The following is a 15,036-nucleotide window of genomic DNA, read 5'->3' as shown; positions in this document are numbered from 1 at the left end:
ATATGGGCGAACGACGCGGAAGATCAGATGAGTGCGGTCGGCACCGGATGAGCGCCAAAGGGATCCACGGGGTCAAGCATCCGGGTCGCAGCCCCCACGGGGCGGCAATGAAGTAGTACGTCAACCCCTCCAAAGACCCTCATCAAGGAGCGATCGTGGCGCGCGATATCGCGGCTCCCCTCTCTGTCCCCACCAAGCACCAGGAACTGATCTCGTGGGTCAACGAGATCGCGGAACTGACCCAGCCGGACAGCGTGGTCTGGTGCGACGGATCCGAGGCAGAGTACGAGCGCCTGTGCGGGGAGCTCGTCGCCAAGGGCACGTTCAAGAAGCTCGACGAGACCAAGCGCCCCAACTCGTACTACGCCGCCTCCGACCCCCGCGACGTCGCCCGGGTCGAGGACCGTACCTTCATCTGCTCCGAGGACGAGAAGGACGCCGGGCCGACCAATCACTGGAAGGCCCCCGCCGAGATGAAGGACATCTTCGCCGGCGAGAAGGGCATCTTCCGCGGGTCGATGCGCGGGCGCACCATGTACGTCGTCCCCTTCTGCATGGGTCCGGTCGGCTCTCCGCTCTCCGCGATCGGCGTCGAGATCACCGACTCCGCCTACGTCGCCGTGTCGATGCGCACCATGACCCGCATGGGGCAGCGCGTCCTGGACGAGCTCGGCACCGACGGCTTCTTCGTCAAGGCCGTCCACACCCTCGGCGCCCCGCTGGCCGAGGGCGAGGCGGACGTGCCGTGGCCGTGCAACTCCACCAAGTACATCTCGCACTTCCCCGAGTCGCGCGAGATCTGGTCGTACGGTTCGGGCTACGGCGGCAACGCCCTGCTCGGCAAGAAGTGCTACGCGCTGCGCATCGCCTCCGTCATGGCGCGTGACGAGGGCTGGCTCGCCGAGCACATGCTCGTCCTCAAGCTGACCCCGCCGAGCGGCGAGCCCAAGTACGTCACCGCGGCCTTCCCGAGCGCCTGCGGCAAGACCAACCTCGCCATGCTGGAGCCGACGATCCCCGGCTGGAAGGTCGAGACGATCGGCGACGACATCGCCTGGATGCGCTTCGGCGAGGACGGCCGCCTGTACGCGATCAACCCCGAGGCGGGCTTCTTCGGCGTCGCGCCCGGCACCGGCGAGCACACCAACGCCAACGCCATGAAGACGATGTGGGGCAACTCCGTCTTCACCAACGTCGCGCTCACCGACGACGGCGACGTGTGGTGGGAGGGCATGACCGAGACGGCGCCCGCGCACCTCACGGACTGGAAGGGCAACGACTGGACGCCCGCGTCCGACACCCCGGCCGCGCACCCCAACGCCCGCTTCACCGTGCCGGCCGGCCAGTGCCCGATCATCGCGCCCGAGTGGGAGGACCCCAAGGGCGTGCCGATCTCGGCGATCCTGTTCGGTGGCCGCCGCGCCTCCGCGGTGCCGCTGGTCACCGAGTCCTTCGACTGGAACCACGGCGTCTTCCTCGGCGCGAACGTCGCCTCCGAGAAGACCGCCGCCGCCGAGGGCAAGGTCGGCGAGCTGCGCCGCGACCCGTTCGCGATGCTGCCGTTCTGCGGCTACAACATGGGCGACTACATGGCCCACTGGGTCAAGGTCGGCGCCACCGCCGATGCCGCCAAGCTGCCGAAGATCTACTACGTGAACTGGTTCCGCAAGAACGACGCGGGCAAGTTCGTGTGGCCCGGCTTCGGTGAGAACAGCCGCGTCCTGAAGTGGATCGTGGAGCGCCTCGAAGGCAAGGCCGAGGGCGTCGAGACCCCCATCGGCATCCTGCCGACGAAGGAGTCCCTGGACACCGACGGCCTGGACCTGCCCGACGCCGACCTCGACTTCCTGCTCAAGGTCGACAAGGAGGTCTGGCGCGAGGAGGCGGCGCTGGTGCCCGAGCACCTCAACACCTTCGGCGACCACACGCCCAAGGAACTGTGGGACGAGTACCGCGCCCTGGTGTCCCGCCTCGGCTGACCACCCCGAAACCCCCTCCGGTCACGGCCGCCTGTCCTGGCCCGGCCGGAGGTGTTCGCGGCGGGTCGGTTCGACATCCGCCCTGACCTGTGGGGTCACTCGTGACCCGCCGCGTATGAAGGCCGACCCCCGGAGTTCCCTCACGGCTCCGGGGGTCGGCCTTTTCGCGTATGTCTCCACTGATGCGTACGTCACGTCAATTAGTGCGTACGGAACGGCAGTTGGGGATGTGTGGCACCCGGTCCGCAGACCTCCGCGGCTCGCGGACCGGGGCCGAACGGAGGCCGCTCAGGAGGCGGCGGTGAGGGCGCGGGCCGCCGCGTGGGCGTCCATGCGCTCGGCCGCCAGGATCGCGGCGGCGGTGTCGGCGCGCGAGGCGGCGACGAGAAGGGCGCGGCCCGCGAGCGCGTGGGCGCGTGTGTGCAGGGTGTCCGCGTCGGCCCGGCTGAGCCCCGCGTGGCGGACCGGCGGCAGGCCGCCGCGCAGCCGGGCGACCTGCCGCGCGATGGCGTCCCCGGCCTCGGTGAGCCCGAGTTCGTCGGTGACGGCGAGCAGGGCGGAGAGGTGTCCGGCGAGCTGGATGTCCAGCTCGTCCTCGCGGGAGCGGTGCGGGATGGGGGCATCGTCGGTGGCCATCGTGCTGTGGACCGACTTGGTGCGGATCGGTTCGTACATGGGAATGGCCTCCTGAATGTCTCAGGAAGCCATCCTAGCTTAGATTCTGTCTAAAGTTGAGTCGGGACCAGTCGAAGGTCGGGGTCCGGGGGCTACACCTGGCTGTAGCCCTCCAGGAACTTGCCGATCCGCGTCACCGCGTCCGCCAGGTCCTTCGCGGACGGCAGCGTCACGATCCGGAAGTGGTCGGGCTCGTGCCAGTTGAACCCGGTCCCGTGCACGACCATGATCTGCTCGGCCCGCAGCAGGTCGAGCACCATCTGCCGGTCGTCCTTGATCTTGTAGACGTTCGGGTCGAGACGCGGGAAGAGGTAGAGCGCGCCCTTCGGCTTCACACAGGTGACGCCGGGGATCTGCGTGAGCAGCTCGTACGCCGTGTCCCGCTGCTCCAGGAGCCGCCCGCCCGGCAGCACCAGCTGCTCGATCGACTGCCGGCCGCCGAGCGCGGTGGCCACCGCGTGCTGGGACGGCATGTTCGCGCACAGACGCATGTTCGCGAGGATGGTCAGGCCCTCGATGTACGAGGACGCGTGGGCCTTCGGCCCGCACACCGCCAGCCAGCCGGAGCGGTAGCCGGCCACCCGGTAGTTCTTCGAGAGCCCGTTGAACGTGAGGACCATCAGGTCCGGGGCGATCACCGCGGTCGGGGTGTGGGTGGCCCCGTCGAACAGGATGCGGTCATAGATCTCGTCCGAGCAGACGACCAGGTTGTGGCGGCGGGCGATCTCGGTGAGCCCGCGCAGCATCTCCTCGTCGTACACCGCGCCCGTCGGATTGTTCGGGTTGATGATGACGATGGCCTTGGTCCGGTCGGTGACCTTGCGCTCGATGTCGGCGAGGTCCGGCATCCAGTCGGCCTGCTCGTCGCAGCGGTAGTGCACGGCGGTGCCGCCCGCGAGCGAGACCGAGGCGGTCCACAGCGGGTAGTCCGGCGAGGGGACGAGCACCTCGTCGCCGTCGTCGAGCAGCGCCTGCATCGACATCTGGATGAGCTCGGATACGCCGTTGCCGAGATAGACGTCCTCGACGTCCAGCTCGATGCCCTTGGTCTGGTAGTGCTGCATCACCGCGCGGCGCGCGGACAGCAGGCCCTTCGCGTCGCCGTAGCCGTGCGCGCCCGCGAGATTGCGGAGGATGTCCTCCAGGATCTCGGGCGGGCACTCGAAGCCGAACGCCGCCGGGTTGCCGGTGTTCAGCTTGAGGATGCGGTGGCCTGCCGCTTCGAGGCGCATGGCCTCTTCGAGCACCGGGCCCCGGATCTCGTAACAGACATTGGCGAGCTTCGTCGACTGGATCACCTGCATGACGGCCACCTTACGGGCGTGTTTCGTGCGGTGCCTCGTGATTTGGGGCCGCCCGGGCGCGATCCCGCCGGGGCGGGCTTTCATCGCAATGTGCGGGTCGGCTTCGGGCCGGGGGAAGCGGGGTTGTTCGGGGTGGCGGGGCTTGGAATGCGGGTGCGGGCCGTGCGGGGTGAGATCTTCCCCACCCCGCCCCTTCCCGAGACCCTCCGGGGGCACGGGTGGGGGGAAGGCTGGTTTCCTGGGGCGGCGCCCCAGACCCCGGCGGGGGCTCCGCCCCCTGCGCCCCCGGTTCGCGCCTCAAGGGCGCTCGTCCTCAAGCGCCGGACAGGCTGGGGATGCCTGCGCGGGCGGGGTGCAAAGCGCTGCCACCCCCGTCAGCCACCCGGCCGTCAGTCCCCACAGCGCCCCGAACGCCGCCCCCGTCGCCGCGTACAGCAGCCATCCCACCGGCCCCGCGTCCACCATGCGGGCCGTCACCAGGCCTCGCCACGCCCCCGACGCGCCCCCGGCGGCGATCAGGGCGGTCCAGCCTGCCAGGAGGCGGCGGAGGCGGGCAGCCTCGGGGCGGCGGCGCAGATGGCGGTGCATGCGCAGGGCCGCCACCGTCACCAGGATCGCCGCCGCGAAGTCTTCGCAGAGGAGGTGGGGCCAGCCCGTGCTCCCCAGGGGGACCGCGCGCAGCGAGGGCAGGGCGAGCGGGGCGCCGAGGGCGCTCGGGACCAGGGTCATTCCCTCGTGCGCGGTGAGCGCGGTCAGGACCGGGGTCAGGCCCAGGAGCAGGGCGAGCAGCAGGCAGACCCCGGCGACTGCGGCCACCGCCGGCTCGGTTCCGGGCAGACGCATGGGCGGGCGCATGAGCTGACGCATGGGCGGACCCTAGGGCACGGAGCGGACGATGAGAAGATGCTGAACAAGACTCAACTATCGCTGTGAACAGGGGTGTTGAGTGCGAGGCCGAGCCTTTAGAGTCCGGCCATGCGGCTACGGGCGATCAGGTGGACGGCGGCGGGCGCGGCACTGGCGGTGGCCGCCGCCCTTCTCGTGGTGGTCGGTCCCGCCGAGGCGGGGCCCGCGCACACCGCCGCCGGGCACCGCTGGATCACCGACGACCAGGGCCGCGCCCTCGTCCTGACCGGCCTCAACACCGCGAGCAGCGCCAAGTCCCGGCCGGACGGACTCCCCTGGATCAGGGAGGCCGACGTGCAGCGCGAATCCGACGCGCTCGGCTCCGACTTCGTACGGTTCCTCATCCAGTGGCGGAACGTCGAGCCGAGGCCCGGGGAGTACGACGACGGCTACCTCGCACAGGTCGCCGAGCGGGTGCGGTGGTACGGGGCGCGCGGCTACCGCGTGATGCTCGACCTGCACCAGGACGTGTACGGGCCGAAGGTGAAGGGCAACGGCGCGCCGGAGTGGGCCACCGAGAACGAGGGGCTTCCGGTCGCCGAGCAGGGCCAGTGGGAGCTCAAGTACATCGAGCCGGGCACAGTGCGGGCCTTCGACAACTTCTGGGGGACGCGCGGTGCGAGCCGGGATCTTCGGGCGCACTACGCCGCCGCCTGGGCCCATGTCGCCGCACGGTTCGCCGACTACCCGGCCGTCCTCGGCTACGACCTGATGAACGAGCCGTTCGGCGGCAGCGTCCAGGGCCCCGCCTTCGAAGCCGGCCCGCTCGCCGCGCTCTACCGTCAGACCATCGCCGCCATCCGCAAGGTCGACCACGACTCCTGGATCTTCGTCGAACCCGAGGCCGTCAGCACCAACTGGGGCCTGCCGAGCGGGCTCCCGTATCTGAAGGACCCGCGCGGCGACGGGCAGGACGCCCGCATCGCGTACGCGCCGCACCTCTACCCCCTCCCCATGGACCTCGGCGGCGGCTACACCGGGGACGCCGAGAAGTGGGTGGACCGTACGCTCGCCTCCTGGCGCGAGCAGACCGAGAAGACCGCGCGGAGGCTGGGCGCCCCCGTCCTGATCGGCGAGTACGGCCTCGACACCACCCTGCCCGGCGCCCTGCGCTACGTGGCCAAGGTGCGGGCCATGGCCGACGACATGGGTGCGGGCACGGCGTACTGGTCCAACGACCCCGGATCCTGGGCCCCTTGGGACCAGAGCTTGAAGCCCACCGCGCTGCTCCCGGCCCTGGACCGCCCGGAACCGAGGACGATCGCGGGCGACCCGGTCGCGTACGCCTGGGACGAGGCGAGCCGCACGCTGTCCGTGAGCTGGCGGCCGGCGGAGGGGGTGCGCGGCGACACGGAGGTGTATCTGCCCGCCCGGTTCTTCCCCGGGGGCGGTGTGGTCACGGGTAGCGGGACGGCGGGGGCATGGGACGTCAACTCCCGTACCCTGCACGTCACTTCGGGGAGTGGAGAAGTGGTCTCGGTGCGGATCACCCCGAGGGCATGAGGGAACGCGGGGCGGATTGAGCCACGTCCGGCAGGACGGTGTTGTGCCGTGGGCCGGGGTGTTCCTAGCGTCCCGTACGTCCTTCGCCCGGCGCGCATCAGGAGGCAGTGGCCATGACCGACCGGTCCCGTGGGCGGCTGCGGTGGCGGGGGCTGCTTGCCGCCGCGCAGCGGGAGTACGATGCGCCGGCTCCCCACTACGACAAGGTGATCGAGCTCCTCGACGAGGTGGTCGGGGCCGCCGTTCCCCCGGCCGCCCGGCGCAGCGCGCAGGCCCTGCAGGCCCTCGCGCTCACCCAGCTCGCCTACTCCGCCGACTACGGCCCCCTGCGTACCGTCTATCTGACGGCGGCGCGCGAACTGTCCACCGGCGCGCTCACCGCACCCCGGGCGTCCGCCGCACCGAGCGGCCCGCCAGCACATCGGTCCGCCTGCCGTCCTCGATGACGAACTTCCCGTCGATCAGGACGTACGGGATGCCGACGGGCAGCGTGCGCGGGGACTCGAAGGTGGAGCCCGCCGCGACCGTGTCCGGGTCGAACAGGACGAGGTCCGCGCGGTACCCCTCGCGGACGAGCCCCCGGTCGGGCAGCCGCAGCCGGGCGGCGGGCCGGGAGGTGAGATGGGCGACGGTCTCCTCAAGCGACATGACGCCCAACTCCCGTGCGTAGTGCCCGAGATAGTGCGGGAACGTGCCGTACGCGCGGGGGTGCGGCTTGTCCCCCTGGAGGATGCCGTCACTGCCGCCGGTGTGCACGGGGTGCCGCATGATGGCCCGCACGTTCTCCTCGTGGCCGACGTGCTGGAGGATCGTGGACCCGAGCCCGTCCTCGACGAGCAGCCGCCGGGCGGTGGCCCAGGGCGCCTCGCCGCGCTGGGCGGCGGCTTCGGCGACCGTCTTCCCGACGCAGTCGGAGAGGCCGGGGTGGCTCACGCCCGAGATCTCGATCGTTCCCCAGTCGATGGGCACGCCGTGGCAGCCGTCGGCGCCGACGGCTTCCATGTGGTGCCGGATGCGCTCGGCGGTGGCATCGTCGCGGAGCCGCCCGAGAATGGCCTCGGGCCCGCCCTCGCTCGCCCAACTGGGCAGCATGGCCACGAGAGTTGTGCATCCGGGGGTGTAGGGGTAGGTGTCGAGGCTGATGTCCGCCCCGGCGGCGAGGGCGTCGTCGAGGAGTGAGAGCAGTTCGGGAGCCCGGCCCTTGTTCACGCCGAAGTTCATGGTGGCGTGGGCGAGGTGGAGGGCGCACCCGGCGTCCCGGGTGAGCCGCACCATCTCCCCGTACGCTTCGAGGGCGCCGGCGCCGTAGGAGCGGTGGTGGGGGCAGTAGTAGCCGTCGTAGCGGGCGACGACGCGGCAGAGCTCGGTGAGCTCGGAGTCGGTGGCGTACATGCCGGGTGTGTAGGTGAGCCCGGAGGACATTCCGACAGCGCCCTGCTGGAGTCCCTCGGCCACCAACTGCCGCATGTGGTCGAGCTGTTGGGGAGTGGCGGGCCGGTCGTCCCACCCGACGGCGTGCATCCGGACCGTGCCCTGCGGGATGAGGTAGGCGGCGTTGACGGCGATGCCGCGGTCGAGGCGGTCGAGGTACTCGCCGACGGTGCGCCAGTCGAAGTCGATGTCGCTGCCGTCGCCGTTCCACCCGGTGATGGCCCGGCGGACCTCGCCGAGCGTGCGGTCGTCGACGGGCGCGTACGAGAGCCCGTCCTGCCCGAGCACCTCCAGGGTGACGCCCTGGGCGGCCTTCGCGCTGTGGTCCGGGTCGCGGAGCAGGGCGAGGTCGGAGTGGGCGTGCATGTCGATGAACCCGGGGGCGAGGGCGAGGCCGTGGGCGCGGAGGGCGCGGCGGGCGGTGAGCGGGGGCTCGCCGGGCTTCCTGATCGCGGCGATCCGGCCGTCCGTGATGCCGACGTCTGCGGGGTGGGAGGGGGCGCCGGTGCCGTCGATGACGCGGGCGTCCTGGATCAGGAGGTCCATGCGTGCCTCTCGTGTGGGTCGGGTGGTTTTTCCCCACCCCGCCCCTTCCCCAGACCCTCCGGGGGTGGGTGGGGCGGCCGCCTGGCCGGTGGGGGCTGGTCGCGCAGTTCCCCGCGCCCCCAGCAGCGTCGGTCCTGGCTGGCACCGGCATCTTCAGCCCGTCATGGGGGTCCCCCCTGGCCCTTGAGGCCTTGGGGGAGTTTGAGGACGAGCGCCCTTAAGGCGCGAACGGGGGTGCAGGGGGGGGCGGAGCCCCCGCCGGGGTCTGGGGCGGAGCCCCAGGAGGACGCGCGGGACCGGGGTCAGAAGTACGTGCGGATGTAGTCCGACACCACCCCATCCCCCTCCACCACCGGAATCAACCCCCACTTGTCGAACACCGTGCACGGATGCGAAAGCCCCATCCCCACCCAGTCCCCGACGGACAGCGAAACCCCCTCCTCCGTACGCAGCCACCCGTGCTGATCGGACAGCCCCGTCACCGAGATGCCCGACGCGGGTCGGACAACCCCGGTCACCGCATCCCGCACCACCTCCGCCACCGGCAGATCGAGGTCGTACGCCGCATCCCGCTTCCCCGCGTTCACGAACGCCTGCTCCGGCGAGGGCCGCGAGACGACCTGGGCCCAGAGCCGGAAGGCCGGCTGGAGGGCGCCTTCCGAGGGCACCCGGTTGAAGGGGGTCAGCTTCCGGTAGTGCCCCGAGTCGTGCGAGACGTACGCCCCGGAACGGAGCAACTTCAGTACGGGGAGCGAGAGTTCGGGGATGGCGGCGAAGGCCTCGGCGACCGTGTCGAACCATGCCGAGCCCCCCGCGCTGACCACGATCTCGTCGAGGCCCGAGAACCGCCCCGCCTTGTCGAAGTCGACCGCCAGCGAGACGAGGCGCTCCAGGTAGGCCCGTACCCGCGCGGGGTCGGCCCGCGGCACCTCGCCCTCGTACCCCGCGACGCCGACGAGCCGCAGCGTCCGGGCGCGGGCCACCGCGTCGGCGACCTCCGCGCACTCCGCTTCCGTACGCACCCCCGTCCGCGCGCCGTCGCCCGCGGCGAGCTCGACCACCACGTCCACCGGCCGGGCGGAGCCCCGCAGCGCCTCGTCCATCAGCTCGACCCCGCGTACGGAGTCGACGTAACAGATGAAGCGGAAGGACGGGTCCCGGACCAGTTCCCCGGCGATCCAGCGCAGCGCGGCCGCGTCCACGAGCTCGTTCGCGAGGAAGATCCGCTCGGTCCCGAACGCCCTCGCCACGCGCACCTGGTGGGGCATCGCGAGGGTGATCCCCCAGGCGCCGCGCTCGACCTGGCGGGCGAAGAGCTGCGGCGCCATGGACGTCTTGCCGTGCGGCGCGAAGGCCAGGCCGTGGCGTTCCGCGTACGTCTCCAGGAGGGTGAGGTTGTGCTCGACGGCCTCCGCGGACAGCGTCAGGACGGGCGTGGCGAAACCGCCGGTGAAGAGGTCGCGGCGCTGGGCGGCGAGCTCGGCGACGGTGAGCCCGTCCGCGTCCGGCGGCAGCCCCTTGAAGCGGTGGTCGACGCGTTCGGCGCCCAGCGCCGCAAGCCTGTCTTCGCGATCGGTGGCTGTCACGGAAACCTCGCCCTTCTCGGGGTGGCGTTGCATCATCTGCAACACCAATTGCGTATATCGCTCAATGCTGTCTAACATCCGGGCCAATGCCGGGTCAATGACCAGCCTGGGCCGTCCATCAGCGAGGAGCCAGCAGTGACCACCGGATCCCCAGCCGCCGCGGACGACGCCGACACACCGGTCGACGTCGTCTGCCTCGGCGAGTCCATGGTCACCTTCCTTCCGGCCCGGCCGGGCCGCCTCGCCGATGTTCCCGCGTTCGAGCGGACGATAGGCGGCGCCGAGTCCAACGTGGCCTGCGCGCTCGCGGCGGCCGGGCACCGTGCGAAGTGGGTCAGCCGGGTCGGCTCGGACGGCTTCGGTGACCATCTGGTCGAGGCGATCGGCTCGTACGGGGTCGATGTGAGCGCCGTACGCCGCGACCCGGTGCGGCCCACCGGGATCTACTTCCGCACCGCCGACGACCGGGCGGCCGACGGCCACGAGGTGCTCTACTACCGCGCCGGGTCCGCGGCCTCCGCGATGTCGCCGGCGACCGTGCCGTACCGGGACCTGTGGGGCGGGCGGATCCTGCACCTCTCCGGCATCACGGCCGCGCTCTCCGACGACTGCCTCGCCCTGATGCGCGACCTCGTCCTCCGTCGGCCCGGCCGCCCCCTCGTCTCGTTCGACGTCAACTATCGGCCGGGGTTGTGGCGGGACGCGGCCGGGCCTTCCGTGCTGCTCGAACTGGCTCGGGGGGCGGACGTCGTCTTCGTGGGCGAGGACGAGGCGGAGGCGGCCTGGGGGGTGCGGGGAACCAATGCCATCAGCGATGTGCTGCCGGAACCGGCCGTCCTGGTCGTGAAGCTGGGCAAAGGCGGGGCCATCGTCTTCGAGAGAGGGCCCGAGGCGACCGAAGGGCTTGAGGACGGCGACGGGGTGGCCACCCTCGTACGTCCTCCCCGTGTCGACGTAGTCGCCCCCGTAGGCGCGGGCGACGCCTTCGCCGCGGGGTTTCTCAGTGCCACCCTCCGCGGTCTCCCCGTCCGAGATCGCATCCGGCACGGGCACCTCATGGCGGCTGCCGTGCTCACCGTGCCCGGGGACCTCACGCAGCCGCCCGCCCGTCGCCCGACCACCGCCCCTCAAGGAGCCGCTCCGCGGCGCACCTCCTGGATGACACACGCCGACCGGCTCGTAGCTCTGGACGACACCGGCTGGGGGAGACTTCGTCTCGGCCCCGGGTGGACGGGGGACGACCAGGAGGTACGTACGCCATGAGTCAGACCGTCGACCGGGCGCTGAGCATTCTGCCGCTGCTCGCGCAGGGCCCCGCCGACCTCGGGCAGGTCGCCGACCGGCTCGGGGTGCACAAGTCCACCGCGCTGCGCCTCCTGCGCACGCTGCACGAGCACGGGCTCGTCTACCGCCAGGAGGACCAGCGCTACCGGCTCGGCGCCCGCCTCTTCGCGCTCGCCCAGGAAGCCGTCGAGAACCTGGACGTACGCGAGATCGCCCACCCCCACCTCGTCGCGCTCAACGAGCGGATCGGGCACACCGTCCACCTCGCCGTGCACGAGGAGGGCGAGGTCCTCTACATCGACAAGGTCGAGAGCCGCTACCCCGTGCGGATGTACTCGCGGATCGGGAAGCCGGTCGCGATCACCGTCGCCGCCGTCGCCAAGCTGCTGCTCGCCGACCTGCCGGAGGCCGAGCGCCGCGCCGTCGCGGAGAAGCTCGACTACCCCGCCTACACGTCCCGTTCGACGCCCAACGCCGCAGCCTTCCTCAAGGAGCTGGCGACCGTGCGCGAACAGGGCTGGGCCACCGACCTCGGTGGCCACGAGGAGTCCATCAACTGCATCGGGGCCCCCATCCGCGGTGCGGACGGCCGGGTCGTCGCCGCCATGTCGGTGTCCGCACCGAACGTCGTCGTCACCGCCGAGGAACTCCTCACCCTGCTTCCCCAGGTGCGCCGCACCGCGGAAGACATCAGCCGCGAGTACTCCGGCGCAGCCCCCAACACCCCGCATGCATAAGGAAGTTCCATGACCGAGAAGACCGCCATCACCCCGGCCACGCACACCACCCCGCCCGCCAAGTTCTCGCACGGCGTGCGCAAGGGGAACATCCTCCAGGTCGCAGGACAAGTCGGCTTCCTCCCGGCCGTCGAGGGCCGGGCGCCCACCCCGGCCGGCCCCACCCTGCGCGAGCAGACCCTCCAGACCTTCGCCAACGTCAAGGCGATCCTGGAGGAGGGCGGCGCGAGCTGGGACGACGTGATGATGATGCGCGTCTATCTGACGGACGTGGACCACTTCGCGGAGATGAACCAGATCTACAACGCCTACTTCGAGGAGCAGGGCCTGAAGGCTCCCGCCGCCGCCCGCACGACCGTGTATGTCGGTCTGCCCGCGGGCCTGCTCATCGAGATCGACGCCCTCGCCGTACTGGACGCGTAATTCCTTGCTGCCCTTAGTCCCACCGCTCGACCCGCCGCACGGTGCGGCGCCCCGGACCGCCGGGGCGCCGTGCCGCGGTCCCCCCTGCCCTGGAACCCCCCTGCTGCACAACGGAGTTGGCACATGTTGTTCCAAGCTGTCGCGGCCGCCACCCCGCCACCCAAGCCCGTCCACACGGGCGGCATCCTGCCCCTCGTCGGCGGCACCGCCGGTCTGCTGACCGTCGCCGTCCTGGGCATCGCCCTCCTGCTCTTCCTGATCATCAAGGTCAGGCTCCAGCCGTTCGTCGCCCTGCTCGCGGTCTCCATAGCCGTCGGCCTCGGCGCGGGCCTGTCGGTCACCGAGCTCTTCGGTACGGTCCAGAAGTCCGCCGCCGTCTCGGTCGTCGAGTCCGGCATGGGCGGCATCCTCGGACACGTGGCGATCATCATCGGGCTCGGCACGATGCTCGGCTCGATCCTCGAAGTCAGCGGCGGCGCCGAGGTGTTGAGCATCCGACTGCTCCGCCTCTTCGGCGAGCGGCGGGCGCCCCTCGCGATGGGCCTGACCGGCTTGATCTTCGGCATCCCGGTCTTCTTCGACGTCGGCATCTTCGTCCTCGCGCCGATCGTGTACGCGGCCGCCAAGCGGTCCGGCAAGTCGATCCTGCTGTACTGCATGCCGCTGCTCGCGGGCCTGTCCATGACCCACGCCTTCCTGCCGCCGCACCCGGGCCCGGTGGCCGCGGCCGGCCTGTTCCACGTCTCGCTCGGCTGGGTCATCCTGATGGGCGCCCTGGTCGGCATCCCGTCCGTCCTCGCCGCCTGGGGCTATGCCGCCTGGATCGGCAAGCGCATCTTCGTCGAGGTCCCGCAGGACATGCTGGAGGCCGCCGAGGAGGCGAAGGCGGCGGTCGCCGCCGAACAGCGGGCCGCCGGGGTCGCCCCGCGCGAGGAGCCGGCGCCGCTGGGCGCGGTCCTCGCCATCATCGGCACGCCGCTGATCCTGATCCTGGCCGCCACCTTCTCCTCGATCGCCCTGGACCGGTCCACCCTGCGCTCGGTCCTGGAGTTCTTCGGCAACCCCTTCGTCGCCCTGACCATCGCCCTCGTCCTCGCCTACTACCTGCTCGGCATCCGGCGCGGCTGGTCCCGCAAGTCCCTTGAAACGGTGTCGACCTCGTCCCTGAAGCCGGTCGGCAACATCCTGCTCGTGGTCGGCGCGGGCGGCATCTTCGGCGCGGTCCTGAAGGCCTCGGGCATCGCGGACGCCCTGGCCACCACCTTCAGCAACGTAGGTCTCCCGGTCATCCTCCTGGCCTGGCTGATCTCGGTCGTCCTGCGCGTCGCCCAGGGCTCGGCCACGGTGGCGATCGTGACGACGGCCGGCATCGCGGTCCCCCTGGTGGAGGGCTCCGGCTACTCCCAGGCCCACCTGGCCCTGATCATCATGGCGATCTCGGCGGGCTCGATCTTTGCCTCCCACGTAAACGACGGCGGCTTCTGGATGGTGGCCAAGTACTTCGGCATCACGGAACGGGACACCCTGAAGTCCTGGACGGTCCTGGAGTCGGTCCTGTCGGTGGCGGGCTTCGCGGTGGCCGCACTGCTCAGCCTGGTGATCTAGGAGACCGAGGGGGTGGCCGGTGGGGGTTGCCTTCTGCCGGCCGCTTCGGCCATCCCCGTCCGGCACTCGTACAACTCCTTTTGTCCACTTGCCCGTTGACCAGTGGACCCTCAACAATGCGCATGACAAAACCGCACTCCTTCATCATCCGAGCACCCTCAAAAAGGGAACCCCCACATGAAGAAGTCCTACGCCGGCGCACTCGGCGCCGTCTGTGCCCTGCTGCTCGCGACCGCGGGCGCGGTGCCCGCCGTCGCCGCCCAGCCCTCCGACAGCAAGGCCCCGGTCAAGGCCGCCCCCGCCCAGCCCGCCGCCAAGGCGGTCAACTTCGCCGGGACCGTGGCACTGAGCAACTGTTCGGGCTCCGTGATCCGTACGCCCGACTCGCAGCCGAACGACCCCGCGCTCGTGCTCTCCAACGGGCACTGCCTCGAAAGCGGATTCCCCGCCGCCGGCGAGGTCATCACCGACCAGCCGTCGTCCCGCTCGTTCTCGCTGCTCAATGCCTCGGGGTCCAAGGTCGCCACCCTGCGCGCCACCAAGGTCTCGTACGCCACGATGACCGACACCGACATATCGATCTACCAGCTCAACACGACGTACGCCCAGATCCAGAGCAGCTACGGGATCAGCGCGCTCACCCTCAACGACGCGCACCCGACGCAGGGTTCGGCGATCAAGGTCGTCTCCGGGTACTGGAAGCGGACCTACAGCTGCAACGTGGACGGCTTCGTCTACCGGCTGAAGGAGGGCGACTGGACCTGGAAGGACTCGGTCCGCTACACCTCGTCCTGCAACACCATCGGCGGCACATCCGGCTCCCCGGTGATCGACACGACCACCGGCAAGGTCGTCGCCGTCAACAACACCGGGAACGAGGACGGCGAGCAGTGCACGGAGAACAACCCGTGCGAGGTCGACGAGAACGGCAACGTCACCGTCCGCCAGGGCATCAACTACGCCGAGCAGACGTACATCATCGTTCCCTGCATCGGGGCCGGTAACAAGATCGACCTCAGTCGCGCGGGCTGCACTCTGCCGAAGCCGTGACGTTCTA

The 15,036-nt window shown here is 70.8% G+C and carries 13 protein-coding genes; 8 read left to right on the top strand and 5 right to left on the bottom strand.

Annotated features, from left to right (window positions below; all coding sequences use genetic code 11):
- Positions 1 to 155 precede the first annotated feature (155 nt).
- Complete coding sequence (locus ACSHXC_RS14630) at positions 156 to 1,979, top strand: phosphoenolpyruvate carboxykinase (GTP) (protein ID WP_438292020.1); 1,824 nt, start codon at positions 156 to 158, stop codon at positions 1,977 to 1,979.
- A gap of 288 nt (positions 1,980 to 2,267) precedes the next feature.
- Here the strand turns inward: ACSHXC_RS14630 and ACSHXC_RS14625 are convergent, their stop codons facing one another.
- The 3 genes from ACSHXC_RS14625 to ACSHXC_RS14615 all read right to left on the bottom strand — a co-directional run bounded on the left by ACSHXC_RS14625 (position 2,268) and on the right by ACSHXC_RS14615 (position 4,825).
- Positions 2,268 to 2,654, bottom strand: coding sequence for a hypothetical protein (locus tag ACSHXC_RS14625; RefSeq protein ID WP_438292019.1), 387 nt, complete (start codon positions 2,652 to 2,654; stop codon positions 2,268 to 2,270).
- Between the two features lie 92 nt (positions 2,655 to 2,746).
- The gene (locus tag ACSHXC_RS14620; protein ID WP_438292017.1) at positions 2,747 to 3,958 is read right to left on the bottom strand and encodes a pyridoxal phosphate-dependent aminotransferase; all 1,212 of its coding nucleotides are present in this window, start codon (positions 3,956 to 3,958) and stop codon (positions 2,747 to 2,749) included.
- Positions 3,959 to 4,255: 297 nt separating this feature from the next.
- Positions 4,256 to 4,825 carry a hypothetical protein gene (locus ACSHXC_RS14615; RefSeq protein ID WP_438292016.1) on the bottom strand — a complete coding sequence of 190 codons (570 nt, stop codon included), beginning with the start codon at positions 4,823 to 4,825 and terminating at the stop codon, positions 4,256 to 4,258.
- A 108-nt stretch (positions 4,826 to 4,933) separates the two neighbouring features.
- On the opposite strand from ACSHXC_RS14615, the gene ACSHXC_RS14610 reads away from it, so the two are divergent.
- Both ACSHXC_RS14610 and ACSHXC_RS14605 read left to right on the top strand, forming a co-directional pair.
- Positions 4,934 to 6,367, top strand: coding sequence for a cellulase family glycosylhydrolase (locus tag ACSHXC_RS14610; RefSeq protein WP_438292015.1), 1,434 nt, complete (start codon positions 4,934 to 4,936; stop codon positions 6,365 to 6,367).
- Positions 6,368 to 6,480: 113 nt separating this feature from the next.
- The gene (locus ACSHXC_RS14605; RefSeq protein WP_438292014.1) at positions 6,481 to 6,813 is read left to right on the top strand and encodes an alkyl sulfatase dimerization domain-containing protein; all 333 of its coding nucleotides are present in this window, start codon (positions 6,481 to 6,483) and stop codon (positions 6,811 to 6,813) included.
- Here ACSHXC_RS14605 and ACSHXC_RS14600 read toward each other — a convergent pair.
- The gene (locus ACSHXC_RS14600) at positions 6,743 to 8,467 is read right to left on the bottom strand and encodes an N-acyl-D-amino-acid deacylase family protein (protein WP_438296581.1); all 1,725 of its coding nucleotides are present in this window, start codon (positions 8,465 to 8,467) and stop codon (positions 6,743 to 6,745) included. The two genes, ACSHXC_RS14605 and ACSHXC_RS14600, sit on opposite strands and share 71 nt — an antisense overlap.
- Positions 8,468 to 8,646: 179 nt before the next feature.
- Entirely contained in the window at positions 8,647 to 9,930 is a 1,284-nt protein-coding gene (locus ACSHXC_RS14595) for an amino acid deaminase (protein ID WP_438292013.1), read from the bottom strand.
- 207 nt (positions 9,931 to 10,137) lie between these two features.
- Here ACSHXC_RS14595 and ACSHXC_RS14590 point away from each other — a divergent pair, with 207 nt between their 5' ends.
- The 5 genes from ACSHXC_RS14590 to ACSHXC_RS14570 all read left to right on the top strand — a co-directional run bounded on the left by ACSHXC_RS14590 (position 10,138) and on the right by ACSHXC_RS14570 (position 15,029).
- Entirely contained in the window at positions 10,138 to 11,193 is a 1,056-nt protein-coding gene (locus tag ACSHXC_RS14590; protein WP_438296580.1) for a sugar kinase, read from the top strand.
- Complete coding sequence (locus ACSHXC_RS14585; RefSeq protein ID WP_438292011.1) at positions 11,190 to 11,951, top strand: IclR family transcriptional regulator; 762 nt, start codon at positions 11,190 to 11,192, stop codon at positions 11,949 to 11,951. Before ACSHXC_RS14590 ends, ACSHXC_RS14585 begins: the two co-directional genes overlap by 4 nt.
- Positions 11,952 to 11,960: 9 nt before the next feature.
- Positions 11,961 to 12,374, top strand: a complete 414-nt coding sequence (locus tag ACSHXC_RS14580) for a RidA family protein (RefSeq protein ID WP_438292010.1) — start codon at positions 11,961 to 11,963, stop codon at positions 12,372 to 12,374.
- Positions 12,375 to 12,497: 123 nt separating this feature from the next.
- The gene (locus ACSHXC_RS14575) at positions 12,498 to 13,979 is read left to right on the top strand and encodes a GntP family permease (RefSeq protein ID WP_438292009.1); all 1,482 of its coding nucleotides are present in this window, start codon (positions 12,498 to 12,500) and stop codon (positions 13,977 to 13,979) included.
- A gap of 177 nt (positions 13,980 to 14,156) precedes the next feature.
- Positions 14,157 to 15,029 carry a S1 family peptidase gene (locus tag ACSHXC_RS14570; RefSeq protein WP_438292008.1) on the top strand — a complete coding sequence of 291 codons (873 nt, stop codon included), beginning with the start codon at positions 14,157 to 14,159 and terminating at the stop codon, positions 15,027 to 15,029.
- Positions 15,030 to 15,036: the final 7 nt, after the last annotated feature.

Origin of the sequence: Streptomyces sp. HUAS TT7 (assembly GCF_051550175.1) — a bacterium.
Taxonomy (GTDB): domain Bacteria; phylum Actinomycetota; class Actinomycetes; order Streptomycetales; family Streptomycetaceae; genus Streptomyces.
This window is presented reverse-complemented; position numbering and strand designations above follow the sequence as displayed.